The organism is Nonomuraea sp. NPDC049158 (assembly GCF_040648335.1).
Classification (GTDB): domain Bacteria; phylum Actinomycetota; class Actinomycetes; order Streptosporangiales; family Streptosporangiaceae; genus Nonomuraea.
On sequence record NZ_JBEZDM010000021.1, the window covers coordinates 74,002 to 96,802 of the forward strand.

Annotated in this window: 19 protein-coding genes and 2 pseudogenes; 11 read left to right on the forward strand and 10 right to left on the reverse strand. The window is 71.5% G+C overall.

Translation table 11 applies throughout. The features are described from left to right. Positions 1-52 precede the first annotated feature (52 nt). The 3 genes from AB0B61_RS35905 to AB0B61_RS35915 all read left to right on the forward strand — a co-directional run bounded on the left by AB0B61_RS35905 (position 53) and on the right by AB0B61_RS35915 (position 3,295). Positions 53-763 carry an SDR family oxidoreductase gene (locus AB0B61_RS35905; RefSeq protein ID WP_358441684.1) on the forward strand — a complete coding sequence of 237 codons (711 nt, stop codon included), beginning with the start codon at positions 53-55 and terminating at the stop codon, positions 761-763. Positions 764-799: 36 nt separating this feature from the next. Continuing rightward, positions 800-2,197: a glutamate--cysteine ligase gene (locus AB0B61_RS35910; RefSeq protein ID WP_358441687.1), complete on the forward strand. Its 1,398-nt coding sequence runs from the start codon at positions 800-802 to the stop codon at positions 2,195-2,197. A gap of 63 nt (positions 2,198-2,260) precedes the next feature. Next, positions 2,261-3,295, forward strand: a complete 1,035-nt coding sequence (locus AB0B61_RS35915) for a hypothetical protein (protein ID WP_358441690.1) — start codon at positions 2,261-2,263, stop codon at positions 3,293-3,295. Here the strand turns inward: AB0B61_RS35915 and AB0B61_RS35920 are convergent. Further along, complete coding sequence (locus AB0B61_RS35920) at positions 3,285-4,001, reverse strand: PaaX family transcriptional regulator C-terminal domain-containing protein (RefSeq protein WP_358441693.1); 717 nt, start codon at positions 3,999-4,001, stop codon at positions 3,285-3,287. The genes AB0B61_RS35915 and AB0B61_RS35920 overlap by 11 nt on opposite strands. Before the next feature lie 30 nt (positions 4,002-4,031). On the opposite strand from AB0B61_RS35920, the gene AB0B61_RS35925 reads away from it, so the two are divergent. Then, a complete protein-coding gene (locus AB0B61_RS35925) occupies positions 4,032-5,729 on the forward strand; it encodes an acyl-CoA dehydrogenase family protein (protein ID WP_358441696.1) in 1,698 nt (565 codons plus the stop codon). Positions 5,730-5,843: 114 nt separating this feature from the next. After that, entirely contained in the window at positions 5,844-5,966 is a 123-nt protein-coding gene (locus AB0B61_RS35930; protein ID WP_358441698.1) for a hypothetical protein, read from the forward strand. 16 nt (positions 5,967-5,982) lie between these two features. Here the strand turns inward: AB0B61_RS35930 and AB0B61_RS35935 are convergent, their stop codons facing one another. After that, positions 5,983-7,344 carry a carotenoid oxygenase family protein gene (locus AB0B61_RS35935; protein WP_358441701.1) on the reverse strand — a complete coding sequence of 454 codons (1,362 nt, stop codon included), beginning with the start codon at positions 7,342-7,344 and terminating at the stop codon, positions 5,983-5,985. Positions 7,345-7,559: 215 nt separating this feature from the next. Between AB0B61_RS35935 and AB0B61_RS35940 the strand changes: the two genes are divergently transcribed. After that, entirely contained in the window at positions 7,560-8,507 is a 948-nt protein-coding gene (locus AB0B61_RS35940) for a GntR family transcriptional regulator (protein ID WP_358441703.1), read from the forward strand. Positions 8,508-8,535: 28 nt separating this feature from the next. Here the strand turns inward: AB0B61_RS35940 and AB0B61_RS35945 are convergent, their stop codons facing one another. The 3 genes and pseudogenes from AB0B61_RS35945 to AB0B61_RS35955 all read right to left on the reverse strand — a co-directional run. Next, positions 8,536-9,741 carry an alpha/beta hydrolase gene (locus AB0B61_RS35945; protein ID WP_358441706.1) on the reverse strand — a complete coding sequence of 402 codons (1,206 nt, stop codon included), beginning with the start codon at positions 9,739-9,741 and terminating at the stop codon, positions 8,536-8,538. Between the two features lie 71 nt (positions 9,742-9,812). Next, a pseudogene (locus AB0B61_RS35950) lies at positions 9,813-10,379 on the reverse strand (response regulator transcription factor); the annotation flags it as partial. A 232-nt stretch (positions 10,380-10,611) separates the two neighbouring features. After that, positions 10,612-11,334 (reverse strand): annotated as a pseudogene (locus AB0B61_RS35955) (histidine kinase dimerization/phosphoacceptor domain-containing protein); the annotation flags it as partial. A gap of 219 nt (positions 11,335-11,553) precedes the next feature. Here AB0B61_RS35955 and AB0B61_RS35960 point away from each other — a divergent pair. Continuing rightward, on the forward strand, positions 11,554-11,982 hold the full coding sequence (locus AB0B61_RS35960) for a DUF6223 family protein (protein WP_358441709.1): 429 nt from the start codon (positions 11,554-11,556) through the stop codon (positions 11,980-11,982). A 125-nt stretch (positions 11,983-12,107) separates the two neighbouring features. After that, a complete protein-coding gene (locus AB0B61_RS35965; protein ID WP_358441712.1) occupies positions 12,108-12,848 on the forward strand; it encodes a crotonase/enoyl-CoA hydratase family protein in 741 nt (246 codons plus the stop codon). Positions 12,849-12,860: 12 nt separating this feature from the next. On the opposite strand, the gene AB0B61_RS35970 is transcribed toward AB0B61_RS35965, so the two are convergent. Beyond that, a complete protein-coding gene (locus tag AB0B61_RS35970; RefSeq protein ID WP_358441715.1) occupies positions 12,861-14,132 on the reverse strand; it encodes an FAD-binding protein in 1,272 nt (423 codons plus the stop codon). Between the two features lie 55 nt (positions 14,133-14,187). Here AB0B61_RS35970 and AB0B61_RS35975 point away from each other — a divergent pair, with 55 nt between their 5' ends. Continuing rightward, positions 14,188-17,436: a BTAD domain-containing putative transcriptional regulator gene (locus tag AB0B61_RS35975; RefSeq protein WP_358441717.1), complete on the forward strand. Its 3,249-nt coding sequence runs from the start codon at positions 14,188-14,190 to the stop codon at positions 17,434-17,436. 31 nt (positions 17,437-17,467) lie between these two features. Continuing rightward, positions 17,468-18,625, forward strand: coding sequence for a non-homologous end-joining DNA ligase (ligD, locus tag AB0B61_RS35980; RefSeq protein ID WP_358441720.1), 1,158 nt, complete (start codon positions 17,468-17,470; stop codon positions 18,623-18,625). 54 nt (positions 18,626-18,679) lie between these two features. Here the strand turns inward: ligD and AB0B61_RS35985 are convergent, their stop codons facing one another. Next, positions 18,680-19,579 carry an NAD(P)H-binding protein gene (locus AB0B61_RS35985; protein ID WP_358441723.1) on the reverse strand — a complete coding sequence of 300 codons (900 nt, stop codon included), beginning with the start codon at positions 19,577-19,579 and terminating at the stop codon, positions 18,680-18,682. A gap of 107 nt (positions 19,580-19,686) precedes the next feature. On the opposite strand from AB0B61_RS35985, the gene AB0B61_RS35990 reads away from it, so the two are divergent. Continuing rightward, a complete protein-coding gene (locus AB0B61_RS35990; protein WP_358441725.1) occupies positions 19,687-19,947 on the forward strand; it encodes a thiamine pyrophosphate-dependent enzyme in 261 nt (86 codons plus the stop codon). A 15-nt stretch (positions 19,948-19,962) separates the two neighbouring features. Here AB0B61_RS35990 and AB0B61_RS35995 read toward each other — a convergent pair whose 3' ends face one another. The 3 genes from AB0B61_RS35995 to AB0B61_RS36005 form a co-directional block, all read right to left on the reverse strand. Next, complete coding sequence (locus AB0B61_RS35995) at positions 19,963-20,823, reverse strand: PmoA family protein (RefSeq protein ID WP_358441727.1); 861 nt, start codon at positions 20,821-20,823, stop codon at positions 19,963-19,965. Next, positions 20,820-21,902, reverse strand: coding sequence for a Gfo/Idh/MocA family oxidoreductase (locus AB0B61_RS36000; protein ID WP_358441729.1), 1,083 nt, complete (start codon positions 21,900-21,902; stop codon positions 20,820-20,822). Before AB0B61_RS36000 ends, AB0B61_RS35995 begins: the two co-directional genes overlap by 4 nt. Before the next feature lie 99 nt (positions 21,903-22,001). Next, the gene (locus AB0B61_RS36005) at positions 22,002-22,751 is read right to left on the reverse strand and encodes an IclR family transcriptional regulator (RefSeq protein ID WP_358441731.1); all 750 of its coding nucleotides are present in this window, start codon (positions 22,749-22,751) and stop codon (positions 22,002-22,004) included. Between the last annotated feature and the right edge of the window lie 50 nt (positions 22,752-22,801).

Genomic DNA, 22,801 nt, shown 5'->3' on the forward strand with positions numbered 1-22,801 from the left:
CAGCCTAGGGAGGTCTCTCACACTTCGGTCCGTTTCGCGCGAGCGTTGAGCCATGACGACAACAGCCCTCATCACAGGTGCCAACAAGGGAATCGGCTTCGAAATCGCGCGGCTGCTCGGCGAGCGCGGCGTCACCGCCATTGTGGGGGCGCGCGACGAGGAGCGCGGCCGGGCCGCCGCCGAGCGGATCGGCCAGCCGTACGTGCGGCTCGACGTGACCGACGCCGACAGCGTGCAGGCCGCCGCGAAGTGGATCGAGCAGGAGTACGGCAAGCTCGACATCCTGGTGAACAACGCGGGGGTCATGGTCTGGGCGGAGGACCCGCGCCCCAGCGCCAGCAGCGCTGACGAGCTCAGGCAGGTGTACGAGACCAACGTGTTCGGTGTGGTCACCGTGACCAACGCGATGCTGCCGCTGCTGCGCCGGGCCGAGGCGGCCAGGATCGTGAACATGTCGAGCGAGCTCGGCTCCCTGTCCATGGTGATGGACCCGGACAGCCGCCTCTGGGAGCGCAACCTCATGGCCTACAACTCCTCCAAGAGCGCGCTCAACATGATCACCGTCTCCTATGCCAAGGAGCTATGGGACACCTCGATCAAGGTGAACGCCGTCACCCCGGGTTACTGCGCCACCGACCTCAACGGGCACTCCGGCCACCGCACACCCGAGCAGGGCGCGACGATCGCCGTGCGGATGGCCACCCTCGACGCCGACGGCCCGACCGGCGCCTTCCTGGACGAAGACGGCCCGATGACTTGGTGAGGTGTGGAAGGGAGATGTCCGGACAGTAAGGAGGCTATGGGACAAGATTTGGACAAAGAGCGGTTTTCCGAAGCGGAGTACACCCGCTTCGGAGAGCGTCTCCACGAGCAGCTCGGCGTGCTGCGCGAGCTGCTCGACAGGCCGGGCTTCGGCGAGGGGCCGACGACCATCGGCGCGGAGCTGGAGCTGTTCCTCATCGACGAGGTGGGCCGCCCGCTGCCGCGCAACGCCGAGGTGCGCGACGCGCTCGGCGACCCCCGCGTGGTCCTGGAGCTCGGCCGTTTCAACCTGGAGGTCAACCTGACTCCGCTGCCGCTGGAGGGGCGGCCTTTCGAGCAGCTGGGCGCGGAGGTGCAGGAGACCCTGACGAGCGTGGACCGGGCGGTCGAGGGTGGCGGCGCGGTGCCCATCGGCATCCTGCCCACCTTGAGCGCCGACGACTTCACCAAGGAGGCGATCAGCGACCAGAACCGCTACCGGGCGATGAGCCGGGGGCTGCGGCGGCTGCGGCTTGAGCCGTTCCTGGTCAAGATCGACGACCTGGAGCTGGCGGTCGAGGACGTCATCCTGGAGAGCGCCAACACCTCGTGGCAGGTGCACATCCGCACGCCGCCGGAGCGGTTCGCCCGGCTGTTCAACGCGGCGCAGCTGGCCACCGGGCCGGTGCTGGCGGCCTGCGGCAACTCGCCGTTCTTCCTCGGCAGGCAGCTGCGGGAGGAGACCAGGATCGCGTTGATGGAGGAGGCGGCCGACGACCGGGACCTGGAACGGCGCTATCGGAAGGACGGCCGGGTCACGTTCGGGTCTGATTGGGTGCGTGAGGGGGCCTATGAGCTGTTCGAGCGGTACGTACGGGACTACGACCCGGTACTGCCCGACATGACGGACAACACGGACCCGCTGGACGTGCCTGAGCTGCGGCTGCACCAGGGCACGATCTGGCACTGGAACCGGCCCGTCTACGACCCGTCCGACGGCGGCCACCTGCGGATCGAGATGCGCGCCCTGCCCGCGGGACCGTCGTGCGCGGACATGGCGGCCAACAGCGCGTTCCTCATCGGGCTGACGATGGCGCAGGCGGAGCGGGATCTCACCGAGTACGCGTTCGCCGAGGCGTACCAGAACTTCTACCGGGCCGCCATGCACGGGCTCGACGCCAAGCTGTCCTGGCCCGGCCGGGACGGCGAGTTCGCGGCCGCCGACCTGGTGCTCGAGCTGCTGCCCGAGGCAAGGGAGGGGCTGCTCGCGGCCGGGGTGACGCCGTCGGACGCCGATGGCGCGCTCGACGTCATCAGACAGCGGACCCGGCTGCGGCGTACCGGAGCGGTGTGGCAGCGCGAAACGCTGGCCGAGTTCGGTGGTGACGCCGAGCGGCTGGTACGGCGTTATCGCGAGCTCGCCCTTTCCGGGCAACCCGTACATACCTGGAGTTAGCCGAACTTTCCCGTCCGCCGATCCGTCGAATACACGAGACTTCGACGGAAAAGCGAGGGAAATATGGCTGCGCCGGGGATGGTTCCGATCGACAAGACGCCCTTCACCTTACGCAGGGCTACGGGCACCTTGGCCGAGGGGGCGGCCAAGCTGGCCAGCGGCATCGGCGCCGTCTCCGTGGCGGCGGTGCTGGCCCAGGCCAACCGGACCGGCGTGCGCAAGGGGGCGACGGGGGCGCTGGGCTCGATGAACCCCAAACCGGTCGACTGGTACGCCTTCGACGCCAAGGACGAGGACACGACCGACTGGTATCCGCAGGGCCTGACCTGCGGCGAGGACTCCGGCTCGGCGGGGGTCCCGGTGTTCGTGGCCAGCTGGTACTTCAAGCCGTCGCCCCCCGTGGTCGAACGCGGGATCAGGGTGACCTTCCTCAGCCCGCAGACGCTGAAGTACCAGCACGCCCTCCTCGTCGAGGCCAAGCCGGACGGGTCGTACGGGGCGATCAACATCCACGCCGGCGGCGTGGCCTGGCACGGCGACCTGCTCTACGTGGCCGACACGACCAAGGGACTGCGCGTCTTCGACCTCAACCACCTGCTCGACCTGCGTACCGCCCAGAACGACCTGGGCGACGCGACGCGGATCGGCCGCCAGGGCGGCAAGTACCACGCGTTCGGCTACCGCTACGTCATCCCGCAGAGCGACTCCTGGCGCCTCGCCACGACCGGCGCCCTCTTCTCGTTCGCCTCCATCGACCGCAGCACCACCCCGCACACCCTCATCTGCGGCGAATACCACGAGAACGACCCCAACGGCCGCCTCGCCCGATGGGACCTGGAGCTCAGCGGCGGTGTGCCCAAGGACGCCTACGTCATGGGCCTGCCGAAGATCCAGGGCGCGCTCTCCAGCGGCGGCAAGTGGTACATGAGCCAGGCCGCCGACGGCAACACCAACGGCAAGCTGCACGTCAGCACCGAGGGCAAGCTCGTCACCCGCCCCTATCCCATCGGGCCGGAGGACCTGACCGTGCAGGGCGGCAGACTGTGGAGCGTCACCGAGTTCAGGAACAAGCGGATGATCTTCGCGGTCAATCTGTGAGGTGCTGGTACAGCAGCTCCCGGTAGTGGTGGTCGAAGTCGTCGTAGCGGGCACGCAGCCGCGACCCCGGCCAGTCGCCGGGCAGCAGCTCCTCGGGCAGCAGCGGGTCGGCCAGCAGGTGGCGTACCACCGCCGCCGACACCAGGAACCCCTCGGTCAGGCCCTCGGCCCGGTCGAGCGCGCTCTCCAGCCGGCGTGCCTCGCCCGCCCAGCCGTCGAGGTCCCACAGCAGCGGCGTGGGGTCGACGCGCGGGCGGCCGTCGATCAGCGTGCACTGCGCGGTGACGCTCTCCGGCCACTGCCGCAGCAGGTTGGCCGGGCGCAGCCAGGTGCCCTCACGGAGCTCGGCCAGGCGTAGCGCGGTCATCATGTGCCGGAACGTGGCCCGGTCGGCCGGGGCGCGGCGCTCGGCCGTCACGACGGCGATCTCCCAGGTGCCGTCCCACGGCCTGGTGTGCGGGTCGCGGCTCTCGTCCTGCCTGCCCTGCCGCTCGATGAGGCGGTCGGACAGCGTGTAGCGGCCGCTGGACTGGACCAGGTCGCCCGCCGCCACCATGCGTGACAGCGCCACCCGCACGGTCCCCTCGGCGATGCCGAACAGCGCGCCGATGCGCACCAGATGGCGGGCGGCCAGCTGCGGCGGATGGCTGCCGAGCAGCGCGCTCAGCACAGCCGACCTCGCACTGAGATTGTTACGCTCTTCCATCGCGTGTCGAGTATATGTAATGTCCGGGGTATGGGGCGCTATCTCATCGAATCGTTCGACAGCAGCGACCGTTACGCGACCGAGCGCTATCAGGGCGCGGCGGGGCGTAACTGGTGGAGCTGCGATCCGACGCTGCAGCTGCTCATGCGGCGCCACCTGGGCGACGGCTTCGCCTGGGCCACGCCGTACCTGGACAAGCTGGGCGCGCTGATGGGCGGCACGGTGGCCGAGTGCGCGGAGGAGACCGATCGGCACCCGCCGCGGCTGGAGAAGTACGACAAGTGGGGCAGAGACGTCAGCGAGGTCGTGATGCCCCCCTCCTTCCACACGGCCAGGAACGCCCTCATGGCCAACAACTTCACCGCACCGGCGTTCGCCGACGAGGCCCGGGCGAACGGCGCGAATCCCGCCGCGCTCGCCGCTGCCTGGACGTACCTGCTCGACCAGGCCGACATCGGGATGGGCTGCGCGCTCGGCACGGGCGGGGACATGGTGGTCTCCCTGGCCGAGCGGCACGCGCCCGAGGACGTACGGGACCGGGTACGCACGATCTTCGCCAACGGCTTCTACTCCGGCGAGGCCGCTCAGATGTTCACGGAGCGGACCGGCGGCTCCGACCTGGCCGCCCTGGAGGCCACGGCCGTGCCCGACGGCGACTCCTGGGTGGTGTCCGGGTTCAAGTGGTTCGCCTCGAATGCCAACGGCTCCGCCTTCGTCGTGCTCGCCCGGCTTCCCGACGGCGCCGTGGCCCCGTTCCTGGTGCTGTGGGAGCGCCGTGACGGCTCGCGCAACGGGGTGCGGATCAGGCGGCTGAAGGACAAGCTCGGCACCCGGTCCGTCGCGTCGGCCGAGGTGGAGTTCGCCGACGCGGAGGCGTTCCTGCTGGCCGGGAGCGGCTCCGGTTCGGGGCTCGGCACGATGATGAAGCTCACCAACGCCTCCCGGCTCGGCGTGGCGATGATGGGTGCCGGCGTGGCCAGGCGCGCCCTGGTCGAGTCGCTCTGCTACGCACGGGCCCGCGAGGCGTTCGGCCGGCCGCTCATCGAGCAGCCGCTGATGCGCCGCAAGCTGGCCGAGCTGATCGTCGAGGTGGAGGCGGCCCAGGCGCTCGTCTTCGACGGCCTCGTCGGACCGCGCCTGCGCATCGCCCCCGCCCTGATCAAGCTGCGGGCGGCCCGGCTCGGCGTCACGGCGGCCAGCGACGCGATCGAGGTGCACGGCGGCAACGGCTACATCGAGCAGTGGCCGGTGGCCAGGCTGCTGCGCGACGCCCAGGTCAACCCGATCTGGGAGGGCGGCGACAACATCCTGTGCCTCGACGTACGGCGGGCGATGCTGCGCGAGAACGCCCACGAGCCCTTCCTCGACCGGCTCGTCTCGGCGGTCGACTCGGCTTCGTCCGTCGACGCGGAGACCGTGGCTCTGGTCCGCGGCCGGATCGAGGACCTCCGAAAGACGATCACCGCCTGGTCCTCCCTGGACCCCGTCGCGGCGGAGGCTCAGCTGTTCGCGCTGGCCACGTACATGGCGGACGTCTACGCGGCGGCGCTGCTGCTGGAGCAGGCAGCCTGGGAGGCGCGGGAGTTCGGCACCGACCGCAAGGCACTGGTGGCCCGGCTCTACGCCGACGCGCACCTCGCGGATCACGGTCCGTTGCGGGGAATCGACCGCCCGGCAGAGGGTTTGGACCGCTTTGACGATCTGCTCGCGGGCGCTCTCACACTCTGATGCGGACGGGGCCTTCGCCGCGTAACCTCACCTGCCTCGTCGGCCGGCGAAGGCGATGAGGTGATCCTTACGCGTTACTGGACGGGAACCTGGAGGTCGCGGAATGGGCCGATCTTGACTTTGAGGGTGTCGGTGGTGTCGGGCAGGGCGAAGAGGTTCCAGAACTCGCGGGTCTGGCCGGGTGCGAACTTCTCGGTGCTGATGCGGACGCCGGAGACGTCGGTGCAGGCGCAGTAGCGTTCGTCGCTCGGCTTCAGGCGTCGGGAATCCAGTTGCCGTGGAAGCCGAGCGGGACGCGCACAGGCAGGTGGACGCGGGCCACGGGCGGTCCTGTGAAGTCCTGGGCCGACAGGATCACCAGGTCGGAGGCGCCCCGCTCGGGATCGGCGACGTAGGCCATCAGGTAGCCGTCGTCCTCCTCGCCGCCGCCGGACGGGTTGGCGACGAACGCCGCCTCCCCGACGGCGGCGTCGCGGGCGAAACCGTGCACCTCCGTCATGCCCCGCCGCAGGTCGTGCTTGACGAGCGCGTTGGTGAACGCCTCGTCGGGGTGCGGGCCGTCGAGTGTGAACGGTACGCCGTACACCGGGCTCACCGCGGAGTAGCCGTAGCGGTGCGGGCGCGAGGCGAACGCGTCGTTCACGCGGGGGAAGTCCTGAGCCCGATCGTCGAGGCGGCGCTGGTCCACCCCGCCGCTCGCCGGATCGATGGTCCAGCGGTCGAGCGTGGGCGCGATCGCGCCCGGATCGGCGACGTCGACCGGCCCTTCTGACCTGATCAGGTCGACCGTGATCGTGGAGCCGTCATCGTAGGCGTTGAGTACGTGGCTGACATAGAAGGGCTCGACCGGCAGCCAGCGAATGCCCCCGCCCGTCCGGGGCAGCACGCCGACGCGCGCCTGGTGCCCGGGATCCCACTGAAACAGCATCTTCGTCATGCTGAACGTCAGCGGGATGTCGAACACGAGGACGTAGTTCTCCGACAGCGCGAAGTCGTGCAGGAATGGGGTGTCACCGGACAGCGGGATGTCCGTCACCCGGGTCACCATGCCGGCGGGGTTGGTGACGATGTACTGCGCGAACGGCCGCCCGATCACATAGGCCAGGGAATGCAGGTCGCCGGTGCGCGGGTCGACCTTGGAGTGCGCGTTGGCGCTGGAGCCCTCGGGCGTGGCGGCCATCGGGCACGCTCCGATCGTGTCCAGCTCGTAGCCGAGCTCGTGCGGCAGCCCGCCGGCCTCGACGAGGGCGAGCGTACGGCCGGCGTGGCCGATCACGTGGACGTTCGGGGACGGAGGCAGGAACGCGGGCGGCTCCTCCCCGCGCCGCAGCCGGTCCAGGGCGTCGGCGACCTCTGTCGAGCGGACCCAGCGATTGCGGTACCACTCGGCGCGGCCGTCCCGGATCCGGACGCCGTGCACCATGCCGGCGCCGAAGGCGTAGAAGTGGGTGGCGGGATCCTCCACCCCCAGCGGGTTCGGGCCCATCCGGAGATAGCGGCCCTCCAGGTCCGCGGGCAGGTGGCCGGTCACGGGCAGGTCGTAGGCGGTGACTTCTTCCTTGACCGGGGCGAAGTGGCCTTCGAAGTAGCGGCTGCGTCGGTCTTCGGTCCGCATGGTCCTCTCCTCTTGTGGTACGGCGTACGACTGGGACGGTACCCTGCGTACAGGGGATGACCAGCGACTAAATGGGCAGCAATCAGTCCTGTACTAGGACACGATTCCTCGCTCTGGCCGCTTCCACCAGGCAGGTGATGGCGTCCTTCGCGGAGGGACAGCCGTCTTTCTGTACTAGGACAGCGGCCGCTTCCGGTGTGAGGAGACGATCGACCATGGACCGGTCCGGCACCGCGCCGCCGTACCTGCGGATCGTCAGTGAGATCAAGCGGCGCGTCGAGGCCGGCGAGCTGCGGGCCGGCGACCGCGTTCCCTCCACCAGGCAGGTCGCCGAGCAGTGGGGGGTGGCCCGCGCGACCGCCGCCAAGGCGCTGAACACGCTGCGCCAGGAGGGGGTGGTGGTGGCCATCTCCCGCGTCGGCACCGTCGTGGCGGAGCCCGCGCCCGGAACATTCTCGCCTCCCAGGGTGCCGAGTGCCCCAAAAAGGAGGCCCGCCGACGACGGCAAGCGGGAGCGGATGGTCCGGACGGCGATCGCCATCGCGGACGCCCAGGGGTTCGACGCGGTGTCCATCCGCGGCGTCGCGGCCGCGCTCGGCATCCCCACCATGTCGCTGTACGGGTACGTGCGCGGCAAGGAGGAACTGGCCGCGCTCATGGCCGACGCCGCGTTCGGCGAGCTGGAGCTTCCGGCGCTGCCCCCGGCGGGCTGGCGGACGCGGCTGGAACTCGCGGCCCGCCTGCAGTGGCGGCTCTACCTGCGACACCCCTGGCTGCCCCGGCTCGTCTCGCTCACCCACCCGCAGCCCACGCCCAACATGCTCAGATACGGGGACTGGGGGATGGGTGTCGTGCGCGAGCTGGGGATCGATCCGGATACCGGCAGGTTCGTGTGGTGGGCGGTGACCAACTACGTCCGGGGGACGGCCACGAACCTGGAGCCGCAGGCAGAATCGGAGCGGCATACGGGCTTGTCCACCGGGGAGTGGTACTCCGCCCACCTGCCGAGGTTCCGTGCCGGCATGCCCTCCAGCGCCCTCCCCACGCGAGTGGCGCCCGCGGGTGATCAGCCGGCCTTCGACCTGGCCGGTTTCTTCGAGAGCGGCCTGCGGCTCCTGCTGGACGGGGTCGCCGTGCTGATCGGCCGGCAGCGCCTGCCGTAGGAACGCGCTGGGCTGCTCGGCGAGCGCGTCAAGCGCAGGTCTTCTCCGGCGGGTTGCAGAAGGTGATCTCGGGGTAGCTCGCTGAGGACTTGTTCAACAGGGGCTGGGGCTTGCCGCGCAGGTGCTGGTCGAAGAAGGCCGTGACGTACTTGCGGGTGATGTTCATGGCGCGGGCGCCGGCTATGTCGGCGCCGACCTCGATACCGAATTGGTCGACCAGCACGCCCAGGTCGGTGAAGGACAGGTGCACGGCTCCGTCCATGAGCAGCCAGCGCTTCCAGCCGGTCAGTCCCGCCCAGACGTGCTCCCACGAGGCGGCCTCACTCTTGCCCGGCGCGTAGGTCGCGGGTTTGCCCAGGAAGAGGAACGGCCGGGACAGCCCGGATGCGGGGACCGTGCTCGCCACGGTTCCGTCGACGTCGATGCCGGCGCGCAGCCGGGAGTCCTCCAGCATGGCCGTGACGGCGCTCGCGCCGCCGGCCGACTGACCGGCCATGGCGATTTTCGACGTATCGATCAGGCCGGCGCCCTTCCACTTCGGGTGCGCGCCGGTCAGCTGGTCGAGCACGAAGGACACATCCGCGGCCCGGCTCTTCTCCAGCTTCGCCCACCAGCCCTTCTCCTTGGAGATCTCGCACGTGACACAGGTGGTGACCCGTCCGTCCGGGAAGGTCGTGGCGACGTTCTCGTAGGTGTGGTCGATGGCGGCCACCGCGTACCCCCGGCTCGCCAGCTCCTCGGCGAGGCCCGTGAGCTCGCTGCGGGGCTTGCTGTGCCCGGGAGAGAGCACCACGAGAGGCAGGCTGTGTTTACGCCCGGCGGGACGGGCGTCGGTGAAGGCGTTGGTGCGCGTCTTGCTCAGCGTGTCGGACGGGACCGTGGTGATCTTTCCGTCCTTGAGCAGCAGCTCGGACTCCTTCGCCGTCATGTACTGCGCTCGCTTACGGCCTGGCGACTTGGCCGGGTACCACAGCGAGACCATGAGTTCGCGGTACTTGACGGTGGGAACCCAGGGGTCGGGACGCGAGGTGTCCTTCAGGTACAGGGATGTGGTGCCGACCGGCTGGGAGCCGGTCGGTGCGGGCAGGAACGGCGTGACCGCCTGGGACGCCGCGGCCGGCGGGGCCTGGACGAGTCCGGTGGCGGCCAGGACGGTGAGGATGGCCAGCCGGCCACGTCGCCGGGGCTCGCGATGGCTGTCGTCCGGCGTGGCCCGGTTCGGGGTTTCGATCATGTCGAGGGACTATACCCTGAGGATATATTCGCAGTGCATAAAGGAGCGCATCCACGTGGAGTGCACAGATGTCAGGACTTGCCCGGGGCTACCAGGCCGCTTTCGTAGGCGAGGACCACGAGTTGGGCACGGTCGCGGGCGTGCAGCTTGGCCATGGCCCGGTTGATGTGGGTTTTCGCGGTCTGCGAGCTGATCACCATGCGGTCGGCGATCTGGTCGTTGGACAGGCCCCGCGCGACCAGGGCGACGGCCTCGCGTTCGCGGTTGGTCAGCTCGTTCAGGGCCGCGCCGGTGCCGATGTGGAGCGGCTGGGTGACGTACCGGTCGATCAGCTTGCGGGTGATCGACGGTGCGAGCAGGGCGTCACCGCGCGCGGCGACGCGTACGGCGTGCAGGAAGTCTTCCGGCACGATGTCCTTGACGAGGAATCCGGCCGCGCCGGCACGCAGCGCGTTGAAGACGTATTCGTCCAGGCCGTAGTTGGTCAGGATGACGACGTGCACCCCGGCCAGGGCCGGGTCCGCGGCGATCCGCCGGGTCGCCTCGATGCCGTCGAGAACCGGCATCTGGATGTCGATGAGCGCGACGTCGGGCCGGTGCTCCTTGACCAGGGCCAGGCCCTCCATCCCATCGGCGGCTGTCGGGACGGTAGTCGATCCGGACCGACGCCGTCGCGGCGGCGGCGTGCCGGGCGATGTTGGTCAGCGACTCCTGAACGATCCGGTACGCGGTCCGGTCCACCGCGTCCGGCACGTCATGTCGTTGTCCCTCGATCGTCAGCGTCGCGTCCAGGCCGGTCGTCCGAGCCCGTTCCACCAGCTCCGCGATGTGGTCGAGCCCACGCGGCGGGGCCGTGTCGTCGTCGCGCAGCGCCTCCAGGGTCGCGCGCAGTTCCCGGGCCGCCTCACGACCGGCCTCCAGGATCGCCAGCAGGGCCGGCGGCACCTGTTCGCCCCGTTTGCGGGCCACGTGGACGGCGACTTCGGCCTGCACCTTGATGATCGAGATCTGGTGGGTGAGCGAATCGTGCAGCTCCCGCGCGATGTGCAGCCGCTCCTCGTCGGCGCGGCGCCGCGCGGTCTCCTCCCGGGTCCGCTCCGCTTCCTCCGCCCGCCGCTCGGCCTGCCGCAGCGCCTCACCGGCGGCACCGGCGGCGCCGGCCGCGACCAGCCAGGCGATCTCGAGGGCGCCTCGGGCCTGCGCGAACGCCTCGCCCGTGTCGTGCAGGCCCGAGGCCAGGGCGGCGAGGGGGAGAGCGGCCAGCATGATCACGCTCGCCGCCACCGTGATGGCGCGGTGCCCCGCCCGTACGGCGGCGTACACCGCGAACAGGTACGCGACAGCGGGCACGTCGAAACCGGCCGCCTGGTAACCCACCGCGCACACCCCGGTGACGGCCAGGACGAGAACCGGCGCCCGGCGGCGTGCGGCCAGCGCCAGGCCGCCCGCCATCAGCAGCGCGCAGCCGAGCAGGTCGAGGTAGGTGCCGGAGCGCTGCCAGAACACCCCGGTGACCAGCAGCGTCACCGCCACGCCGACGGCGATCACCCAGTCTGTGACGCCTGCCCGGCCAACGAACCGTCCTGTGCTCATGCGCGCACCCTAACCGGATGTTCGCGCGGGCAACTCCTGCCCACGGATGGTCGGCCGCCTACCGCGGCCGCGGTACTTTCACGGCTCCTGCGGCGTCCGAGGTAGCCGGCTGCGGCATCGGCGGCAGCGCGAATAGCCCACCTCCGCACGACGACCGGCGATGGGTGCGGCGGACATGATCAGGTGACGCCCCAGTCGCAGGAGGAGAAGGAGCACCTCATGTCCGTCCATCATCTGTTCGCCGCCACCACGACCGCCCTGCCACCGGCTTTCGCGCTCGCCATCCCCGAAGCCGCGCACGCCCTGGTCCAGCCGGACCCCGTCAGCGCCTATGCCATGACCGCCGGGCGTCTCTGGTCCCTGGTGGCCGCGCTGCTGGGACTGATCGGCGTGGTCATCGGCGGGCTGGCCCTGGCACGCTCAGCCGGTCGTATCGGCTCCGGCACCGGGAGAAGGGGGGCCATCGTGGCCCTGGTGACGGGGTCGGCCGGCGTGGTCATCGGCGGGCTGGTCGTGGCCGCCGCCAAGGGTGGTCCCGGCACCGGCTACGGAATAGTCGGGGGCTACATAGCCCTGGTAGTAGGGCTGAGCGGCATGATCCTCGGCGGGCTCGCCCTGGCCCGGTCCCGCCGCACGCTGACCGGCTGAAGACGTTCTCGTGAGAATAAGGTCCGGATACGGGTAGCCGTATGCCGCAAGGGATCGGGCGCTGGCGTGACCTCCGGTGCCGCCGTACGCTCACGTTCCGGCGACCACCCATCACGGAGGCAGCCATGACCGTACGCATGGAGCGAGAAGGCCAGGTCACGACCGTAATACTGAGCAGACCGGAGGTCCGCAACGCGGTCGACCGCAAGAGCGCCGACGCGTTGGTGGACGCGTTCCGGGCGTTCGAGGAGTCCGACGCCGCGGTGGCCGTGCTGTGGGGTGAGGGCGGCACGTTCTGCTCGGGCGCCGACCTGAAGACGCTCGACAACCACGTCGGCGAGGAGGGCGACGGGCCGATGGGCCCGACCAGGATGCGCCTGTCCAAGCCGGTCGTCGCCGCCGTCGCCGGGCACGCCGTCGCGGGCGGGCTGGAGCTGGCGCTCTGGTGCGACCTGCGGGTGGCGGAGGAGGACGCGGTGTTCGGGGTGTTCTGCCGCCGCTTCGGCGTGCCGCTCATCGACGGCGGCACCGTGCGGCTCCCACGGCTCATCGGCGCCTCCCGGGCCATGGACCTGATCCTCACCGGCCGTCCGGTCGGCGCCCGCGAGGCGTACGAGATGGGCCTGGCCAACCGCGTCGTCCCGCCCGGTACGGCCAGGCGCCAGGCGGAGGAGCTGGCCCGCGAGATCGCCGGCTTCCCGCAGACCTGCCTGCGCGGCGACCGGCTGTCGGCGCTGGAGCAGGATGGGCTGCCGGAGCGGGAGGCGATGCGGAACGAGCTGCGCCACGGGCTGGTGTCCCTGCCCGACGCGGCCGGCGGCGCCGCCCGCTTCGCGGCGGGCGCGGGCCGTCACGGCACCTTCTAGCGACCCCGGTGGTTACCCCAGCACGGGGAAGTTCGCGCGGATCACGCCGTGCGGGTCGCGGGCCCGCTTGAGGTCGCGCAGCCGGGCGAGCGTGCTCGCGGGGAAGGCGGAGGCGGCGCGTTCGCCCTGAGTCAGCATCGTGTACGACTTACGTCCGCTCGTGTGCGGCACGAGCGCCTTCGTCAGGTCGGTGATGCGCTCGGCCGTGTCCGGCGTCGGCCGTCCGAACATGTAGACGGAGTACGGCTCGGCCAGGTACCCCACGGCGCCGCCACCTTCGGCGGGCCGGGCCAGCGCCCCGCCCAGGTGCCGGACCTGCACACTGATCAGCGGGTCGATCGGCGCGCCGAGCAGCACGTCCGCCACGCCCGCCAGCCCCGTGAGCAGCTCGAACCGGCCAGAACCCGGGCTCGGGTCCGTGGGCTCGGCGCAGATCGAGCCCAGCTCGGCCACCGGCGTCGGCCGCCGGGTGTCGCTGATCAGCCCGCCGATCCGCTCGAAGCGGCGCAGCAGGGCGCCGGGGTGCTCACCGAGGAAGGTGGCGTCGACGGCGACGAGTCCCGGAGCGCCGGGGAACTTCAGCAGGTCGAACCAGAGCGTCAGCTCCTCCGGCGCCTCGGCGGTGGTCTCGGCGAAGGCGTCGAACACCTCCCGAGCCCGCTCGACCGGCCACATCATCCGCCCGCCGAACAGCTCAGGGGCCGGGTTCAGGCCGAACTCCAGCGAGGTGACCAAGGCGAAGTCGCCGCCGCCACCCCGCAACGCCCAGAACAGCTCCGGATCCGACTCCGCCGTCACTCTGACGCGGTCCCCGGCGGCGTCGACCGCCTCGAAGGCGCGCACGCTGTCGGCCGCGAAACCGTACCTGCGCCCGAACCAGCTCAAACCGCCGCCGAGCGTGTAGCCGGTCACGCTCACCACCGGCGAGCTGCCCGCCAGGCCCGTGAGGCCGAGCGGGCCCGCGGCCGCCAGCACCTCGCCCCACTTCACGCCCGCGCCGACCCGCGCGACACCGTCCTCGATGCTCACGCCGCCCAAGTGCGTGGTCTTGAGCAGGATCGTCCCGTCGGTGTCGCCGGAGGCGCCGTGGCCGCTCGGCTGGGCGGTGACCGCCAGGCCGTTGAGCCGCGCGTAGCTCACCACGGCGGCCACGTCGTCGGCGTCGGCCGCCTCGACCACCGCGCGCACCGGCTGGTCCACCGCCAGGTTCCAGGGCTTGCGGGCCTCGTCGAAGCCCGGGTCGCCGGGGAGCAGAAGGGTGCCGTTCACTTTGATGTCATTCATGGGACCAAGTGTGCGTTTTACCATTTGAGGGGGATTTGGGGTTGACTTGGGGTTTGTGGATGTCCGTCTGTTCGGCCGGCTTGAGGTCGACTCCGCCGATGGTGTTCGGCTCGATCTCGGCACGCGCAAGCAGCGGGCCGTGCTCGCCGTGCTGGCCCTCTCACCAGGGCGGGTGGTACCGCTCGACCGGCTGATCGAGGAGCTGTGGGCCGGGGAGGCGCCGGCCAAGGCGACGGCGACCCTCCAGGCGTACGTCTCCCACCTGCGCCGGGTGCTGGAACCCGGCAGGAAGCCGCGCACGCCGCCCCGGCTGCTGCTCACCCGCGAGCCCGGCTACCTGCTCGACATCGCGCCGGGACAGGTCGACGCGGGCCGCTTCACCGTGCTGGCCGAGGACGGGCGGCGGGTGCTGCGCGGCGGCAGGTACGCCGAGGCGCTGGAGGTGCTCGACCGGGGGCTCGGGCTGTGGCGGGGCGAGCTGCTGGGGGAGTTCGCCGACCTGGAGTTCGCGCGGCGGGCCGTACACCGGCTGGAGGAGCTGCGGCTGGGAGCGGCCGAGGACCGGTTCGAGGCGCGGCTCGCGCTCGGCGAGGCCGGGCTGCCGGACCTGGAGGCACTGGTCGAGGCGCATCCCTACCGGGAGCGGGCGTGGGCGCTGCTGGTGCTGGCGCTCTACCGGGCGGGCCGGCAGGCGGACGCTCTCGGGGCGCTGCGCCGGGTACGGTCGCTGCTGGACGGCGAGCTGGGCATCGAGCCGGGGCCGGAGCTGAAGCGGCTGGAGCAGGCGGTGTTCGACCAGTCGCCCGACCTGATGACCCTCACCGCACCCGGCCTCACCGCCCCGACCGCCTTCACCACGCAGACCGCCTTCACCACCCAGACAGCCTTCACCGCCCAGACCCCCGCTCGAAGCGGTACGACGGCGGACGACGTGGTCAGCGGTCGAGACAGGGCCGGTCAGCGGTTGATCGCGCGGGACGGCCAGTTGCACCTGGTCGAGGAGCTGCTGGCCGAGGCCCGCCGGGGGAGGGGCGGCCTGCTGCTGGTGACCGGCGAGGCGGGCATCGGCAAGACCAGCCTGGCGCGCGCCGCCGCCGAGGTGGCCGCCGCACGCGGCTTCCAGACGGCCTGGGGACGCTGCCTGGACGGCGAGACGGCCCCGCCCTTCTGGCCCTGGACCCAGGCCGGGCTGATCCCCGCGCAACCGCAGGCCGAGCTGTTCGACCTGTACGACGGCGTGGTGTCGCGACTGCGTGGCGGCCCGCTCCTGCTGGTGCTGGAGGACGTGCACTGGGCCGACATCTCGTCGCTGAGGCTGCTCAGCTACGTCGCCGGTGAGCTCGCCCGTACCTCCACACTCGTCGTCGTCACGCTCAGGCCCGAGCCGGGCGATCACCCCGAGCAGCTGCGCGAGACGCTGGGCGCGCTGGCGCGGGAGAGCCACCGGGTGCCGCTGGCCCCGTTCGACGCCGGCGAGGTGCTCGACTACCTGCGCCTGCGCCACGTGGAGGCGGATCCGGTGGCGATGCTCGACCGCTCGGGCGGCAACCCGTTCTATCTGACCGAGCTGCTCCTGCTGCCGGAGAGCGAGCGGGACCTGGTCCCGGCCGGTGCCCGCGATGTCATCGACCGGCGGCTCGCCCGGCTGCCCGCCGCCACGCAGGACCTGCTGCGAGCCGCCGCGGTGGCGGGCCGGGAGGTGACCGTCGACCTGCTGGCCGCGCTCACCGAGCGGCCGGTCGAGGAGGTCATGACCCTCGCCGAGCCCGCCCTGGCCGTCGGCCTGCTGACCGAGGACGCGCGGCCCGCCGACTACCGGTTCTCGCACGCCCTGGTACGCCAGGCGCTGGACGCGGGACTCACCCGGCTGGCCAGAGCCCGGCTGCACCTGCGGGCCGGTACGTACCTGGAGACCCTGCCCGGCGCCGACCCCGCCCAGCTGGCCGGCCACTTCGCCGCGGCCGCGAAGCTGGGCGGCGCGAAGCGGGCGGTGGCCTATGCCGTCGCCGCGGCACGGGAGGCGGTGGCCCGACACGGCTACACCGAGTCGGTCACGTTCTGGGAACTGGCGGTCGCGCAGTTGCCGCCCGGCGACTCGGCCGATCGCTGCCACCTGCTGACCGAGCTCGGCCAGGCCCGCCGTACCGTGGGCGACGCCGACGGCGCCATGCGCGACCTGACGGAGGCGATCGCGGCGGCCAAGCGGCTCGGGGACCGCGACGCGCTGGTGACGGCGGTATCGGCGTTCGGCGGGCTGTCGGTGTGGAACTGGCGGCCGTACGGCGTGGTGGATGAGCAGATGGTGTCGGTTCTGGAGGATCTGCTGGCGGGCCCGCTCGACGACCACGCCAGGGCCACGCTGCTGGGCACGCTCGGCGTCGAGCTCCACTACGGCCCCCGTCGCGCCGAGGGCGAACTGCTCGCCGCGGACGCCGTGGCGCTGGCCCGCGCGCTGGGCGACCCGGCGCTGCTGGCCAGGACGCTGAACAACTACCTGATCGCCGGGTTCGTCATGGGGAACAACCCCGCCCGGCTGCGCGCCGCCGATGAGATGCTGGCCATTCCGGGGCTGACCAGGGAGGCCCGGCTGGTGGCCGGCGGCCTGCGGATGTCCTGCCTGCTCCGCGCGGCGGACCTGGCCGAGTGGGAGCGCGAGCTCGCCCGCTGCGAGCGGGTCCTGGAGGAGGTACGCCGCCCCGAGCTGGAAGCCATGGTCCGGGTCGCGCAGACGGGCGGACACACCCTGCACGGCCGCTGGGCCGAGGCGGAGGCGCTGGTCGCTGAGTTCCCCGACCTCAAGTACGGTGCCAGCCCATGGGGCGCGGAAGCCCGCCGACTGGCCACGCTCTACACGTGCCGACGCGGCCAGGGCCGGGTGGCCGAGATCGTCGACGACCTCATCGCCGCGAGCGACCTCCCGCAGATGACACCGATGCGGCCGCTCGCCATCCTGGCCGCCCTCGACGTGGGCAAGGAGGAACTGGCCAGGGCGCTGATCGCGCGGTGGGGTACGGAGCTGCGGGACGACTGGTCGGGAGGGTTCCTGTTCCCGATCTGGGGCCTTATCGCCGCCCGGCTCGGCACACCTGACCCGGGGGATCTGTACGAACGGCTGTTGCCCGTCGCCGACCAGCTCATCGTCATGGGCATGGGCAGCGGCGCCTGGGGCTCGGTCCGCGACGTCCTCGCGGCGCTGGCCGTACGCCTGGGCCGTACCGAGGAGGCGGACGAGCACCGGCGGGTGGCGATCGACACGCACCGGCGGCTCGGCTTGGCGTATTGGGAGGCGCGGAGCCGAAGCTGATCTGTCGGGGGCGCCCCGTATCGTGACCCTCATGCCTGACATCGAGGTCGCGGGGCGCGAAGTCCGCATCACCAATCCCGACAAGGTGGTGTTCCCCGCCGGCGGACACACCAAGCTCGACCTGATCCGCTACTACCAGGCGGTCGGCGAAGGCGCGCTGCGCGGCGTCCAGGGACGGCCGATGGTGCTCAAGCGGTTCGTGCACGGCATCGAGGAGGAGGCGTTCTTCCAGAAGCGCGCGCCCGCCAAGCGGCCCGACTGGATCCAGGTGGCCGAGCTCCGCTACCGCTCCGGGCGCAGCGCCGAGGAGGTCGTCGCGACCGAGACGGCCCACATCGTGTGGGCGGTCAACCTGGGGTGCGTCGACCTCAACCCGCACCCGGTGCTGGCCGCCGACCTGGCCCACCCCGACGAGCTGCGCATCGACCTCGACCCGGTGCCGGGCGTGCGCTGGGGCGACGTGCTGCGCACGGCGCAGGTCTCCCGCGAGGTGCTGGCCGACCACGGCCTGACCGCCTGGCCGAAGACGTCGGGATCGCGGGGCTTCCATGTGTACGCCCGCATCGAGCCGCGCTGGACGTTCGCCGAGGTGCGCCGGGCGGCCGAGGCGGTGGCCCGGGAGGTCGAGCGGCGCGCCCCCGAGGTGGCCACCAGCCGATGGTGGAAGGAGCAGCGGCACGGCGTGTTCGTCGACTACAACCAGAACGCCTATGACCGCACGGTCGCCTCCGCCTACTCGGTCAGGCCGGTCGCCGACGCCCGCGTCTCCACGCCGCTGACCTGGGACGAGGTGCCGGGCTGCCGGCCGGGTGACTACACGATCGACACCGTCCCCAAGAGGTTCGCCGAACTCGGCGACCCCTGGGCGGACATGGACCTGCACCCGGGCGGCCTGGAGTCGCTGCTGGAGCTGGCCGAGTCGCAGGGGCCCGCCCCCGAGCGGGAGGATCTTCCCGTCGTCGAGATCGCCAGGGCACAGCACAAGGACGAGGCGCAGGCCGGGTTCGAGCGGTGGAAGGCCAGGCATCCCGAGGTGGCCGGGCACCTCCAGCCCGCCGACGTGCTGGTCGACGGCATGCGCGGGCGCAGCAGTGTGTGGTATCGCATCCGGGTCAACCTCCAGCACGTGCCGGAGGCTCAGCGACCGGCCCAGGAGCCGCTGGAGGTCGACTACGACCCCTGGACCTGAGGCTGGGGTCTCTTGGACCTGCGGCGGGGCAGGCGCGGGTTAAGTGTGGGTCGGTCAGGCGCGGGTCGGGCGTTCGTAGCCGTCGTCTCCGCCGTAGACGTGCGCGTTCGGGTCGAGGTCCGGCTGGGTGGCCGGGCTGGTCGGCGAGGCGGTGTGCTCGATGGCGAAGTCGTCCGACGGCTCGGGCGGGGCGGGGAAGAGGTGGTCGCGCCAGCTGATCCGCCCCAGCGGCGTGGCGTCCGTGGTGTGCCAGCCGGCCCGCTGGGCGGCCCACCTGCCGCCCGGATAGCGCACCGGCAGCAGCAGGCGGCGCAGCCGCCTGGCCTGCAGCCAGGGTCTGACCACCTCGTCCATGCCGATCACCTCGGGCCCGCCGTATTCGATCACGCCCCGCTCGGGACCGGCGGCCACCAGGTCGGTCAGATACACGGCGACCTCGGAGCGGTCCACCGGCTGCCAGGGGAGCGTGCGGTCCACCGGGATCGCCGGGAAAGCGGCGGCCAGCTCCCGGAGCAGCTGGTCGAGGTGCTGGTGGAAGCTGGTGGAGCGGAGGATCGTCCAGCCGATCCCGCTCTCCCTGATCAGCCGCTCGGCTTCGAGCTTGTCCTCGAGATACCCGGTCGCGGCCTGGTCGACGCCGACGATCGAGGTGAACACCAGGTGCGGCACCCCGGCCTCCTTGGCCGCGTCGAGCAGCACCGTGGTGCCCGCGACGTCGACGGAGCCGGCCCGGTGCGCCTTGCGGGCGAAAGTGGCGAGATGGATGATCGCATCGACGTCCCGCACAGCGCTGTAGATGCCTTTGCCCCAGGTCAGGTCACCCCATACCCACTCGACGTCCCGGCCTGAGTGCGCCTCGCGGCTCAACGCCCGCACCGTGTGACCCGTCCTGAGGAGTGTGGGCACCACGGCTTTGCCCAGCATGCCGGTTGCCCCCGTGACCAGAATGTGCATTCCCCGCCCCTACCCGCAGCCTGGGAATTCTCCCGAAATGACAACGAAATTCAGCGCATGCTTGGTCAAAGGGTCTGTCTACCCCAGTCAGGGATAGGGCCGCTGTCATGGCACGCATAGCAGCGGAATCCCTGGTAGAGCGGCTTGCCGAGTGGGGCGTCGACATGCTCATGGCCGAGTTCCTCACCGCCGCCCAGCAGCGGCTGCCGGTCAAGGTCGTCATCAACAACAACCGCTCGCTCGGCCAGATCCTCTGGGAGCAGATGGTCCTCGGCTACCCCGAGCATGGCGTGCGCTTCCCCGAGCCGGCGGGCGACTTCGCCGGCTGGGCCCGGGGCTGCGGCGGGATCCAGCGGCTCGGCGACTAGCCGGCGAGTCAGCGGCTAGTCGGCGGCTCGGCGCTTGGCCAGGTGCTCCTCGATCCGCTCGGTGCCCCACCAGCCGGTCGCCAGCACGATCCGGTAGCGGCGGGAGATCGTCTGCCCGCGCGCCAGCTCGAACTCCTGGTGGAAGGCCCATGAGGGGTTGACAGCGGCGAACGGGCCACTGCGCACGAACCAGTGCGACTCCGGCCCCGGCTCCGGTACGAAGATCAGCGTGGACGACCGGTCCACCTCGTCGTGCCGCCCCTGGTAGGCCAGCCAGCGGGCCCGCTGCCCCATCATCTCCTCGCCGCCCATCCCGTCGGGGCCGAGCACCTCGCCGCCGGTGAACGAGCGCGGGCCGCGCCAGAACAGGCCGCTGTATCCGGCGAGCGGGCGGCCGTGCGTGGTGGGGCTGCCGAAACGCAGCGGCTCCTCGCGCAGGCCGGTGAGCGTCGTGTGCCAGACCAGCTCCCAGGAGCCGTTGGCCGGATCGACCGCCTCGACGGTGAGCTCGCGCCGCTCCTCCACCCAGGGCTCGCCGCGCGAACTGCGCCAGGTCAGCTGCCCCGACAGGCCGTCTTCGCGTACGTCGAGGGTGTCGTGGCGCATCGTGCCGTTGTTGTCCAGGTCGATGTAGCGCTTCTCCTCGCGGACGAAGGTGCCGCCGCCCCAGAAGTTCTGGCCGGACACGTGCGAGGCGGTCAGCTGCAGGCCCTTGTGCCAGCGGTGGTCGTGCGGCCGGTAGGAGGTCACCACGTCACCGGCCAGCGTACGCAGCGGGTGGACGTACGGCTTGGGCGCCTCGAACGGCTGCGGGTCGGGCTCGTGGACGTAACGCATCAGCTCCACGCCGTGCGCCTCGAAGACGATCGCGCTCATGAGGGGCTCCATCCGGGAGTGTCGCCGTGCAGGCTGCGGTAGAAGGGATCGCCGGGGCCGACCTCGCCCGCGCGTACCGTGCCGCCGGTCAGCGCCGCCTTGTACATGGCGGTGATCAGCTCCAGCGACCGGCGCCCGTCCCGCCCGCTGGCCCGGGGCCGCCGGCCCGCGCGCAGGTCCGTCACCAGGGCCCGCAGCTGCTTCAGGTGGGAGGTGGGCTCGTCCTCGGCGGGCGGCCAGTCGATCTGGCCGGCGTGCTCGGCCGGGGTGCAGGTCCAGTCGTCGTTGGCGTAGCCGTACAGGTGGGTCAGCTCCAGCGTGGCGTCGGCGAGGTCGATGCGCAGGTGGCTGACCTGCCGTGGCGACAGCACGCTGTTGACCACCGTGGCCAGGGCGCCCGACTCGAAGCGGACCAGCGCGGTCGTGACGTCGTCGGTCTCGACGTCACGCGCCAGCCTGGCCGCCATGGCGCGTACCTCGCTCCACTCGCCGAGCAGCTCCAGCAGCAGGTCGAGCTGGTGGATGCCGTGGCCCATCGCGGGGCCGCCGCCCTCGGTCTCCCAGCGCCCGCGCCACGGCACCGCGTAGTAGGCGTCGTCGCGGTACCAGGTGGTCTGGCAGTGCGCGACGTACGGGGTGCCGAGCGCGCCCTTCTCGATCAGCCGCCGCAGGTGTTGCGCGCCGGAGCCGAACCGCTGCTGGAACACGATCGCCGCGTACGGCCCGCCCTCCTGCTCGGCCGCGACCATGGCGTCGTACTCGGCCAGCGACAGGCACGGCGGCTTCTCGCACCACACCCACGCGCCCGCGCGCAGCGCGGCCGACACCTGTGCGGCGTGCAGCGAGGGCGGGCTGCAGACGTCCACCAGGTCGGGGCGTACCTCGGCGAGCATGCCTTCGAGATCGTCCGAGGCGTACGGCACGCCGAACCGGTCGGCGAACGCCTGGGCCAGCTCGGCGGTCGCGTCCACGACGGCGACCACCTCGAAGTCGTCAGACAGCTCCTGGAAGGCGGGCATGTGCGCGAAGCTCGCGATCGCGCCGCCGCCGACGACGGCGACGCGCAGGGGGGACGGCACGGGCGACCTCCTTTGGAGACCTTTGGAAAGCGCTTACCGGAGCACGTTATGGTGTGCGGGCAGGTCTGGGCAAGGGCGGCGGGCAGTCTTGGGCACGGGCTATGGCGCGGCGGCGCACGCTCTGGCGATCCCGTTCGCGGCGGTCAGCAGGGGCTCGACCAGCCGGGGGAGCTCGCGGGCGCGCCTGGAGGACAGCACCATGCCGAGCGCGGCGACGGCCCGGCCGTCGACGAGGACCGGGGCCGCCGCCGAGCAGGAGCCGAGCGTCATCTCCTCGTACGTCAGCGCGTACCCCTGACCGCGTACGGTGGCCAGCTCGCGGGCCAGCCGCCCCGGCTCGGTGATCGTGTGCGGGGTCGGCCGTTCGAGCACGCGGTCCAGGTACGACCGGACGAACCACTCGGGCTCGTAGGCGAGCAGGGCCTTGCCGACGCCCGTCGGATGCATGGGCAGCCGCCCGCCCGTCCTGGACACGATCGGCACGGCCCGCCGCCCGGCCACCTTGTCCACGTACAGGACCTCCAAGCCGTCACGGACGGCCAGGTGCACGTTCTCGCCGGTGCTCGCGAACAGCTCCTGCAGCCACGGATGGGCCAGATCCTGAAGCTTGGCGGGCGCGAGCTGGCCGAGCTCCCACAGCCGCAGCCCGATGCGCAGCCGTCCATCGGGCGCGCGGCTCAGCGCCTGCCACTCCTCCAGCTCGCCGACCAGCCGGTGGACCGTGCTCAGCGGCACGCCGCTGCGCCTGGCCAGGTCCGTCAGCGTGAGCTGCGGGTGCCCGGAGTCGAACGCGCCCAGGATGGCGAGCACCTTGGAGGTCACCGTACGTCCCTGGGATCCACCTGACATACCGCAAATCCTGCACAATTCTTCCGCTCAGTGGAAGAGGTGCCTCGAAC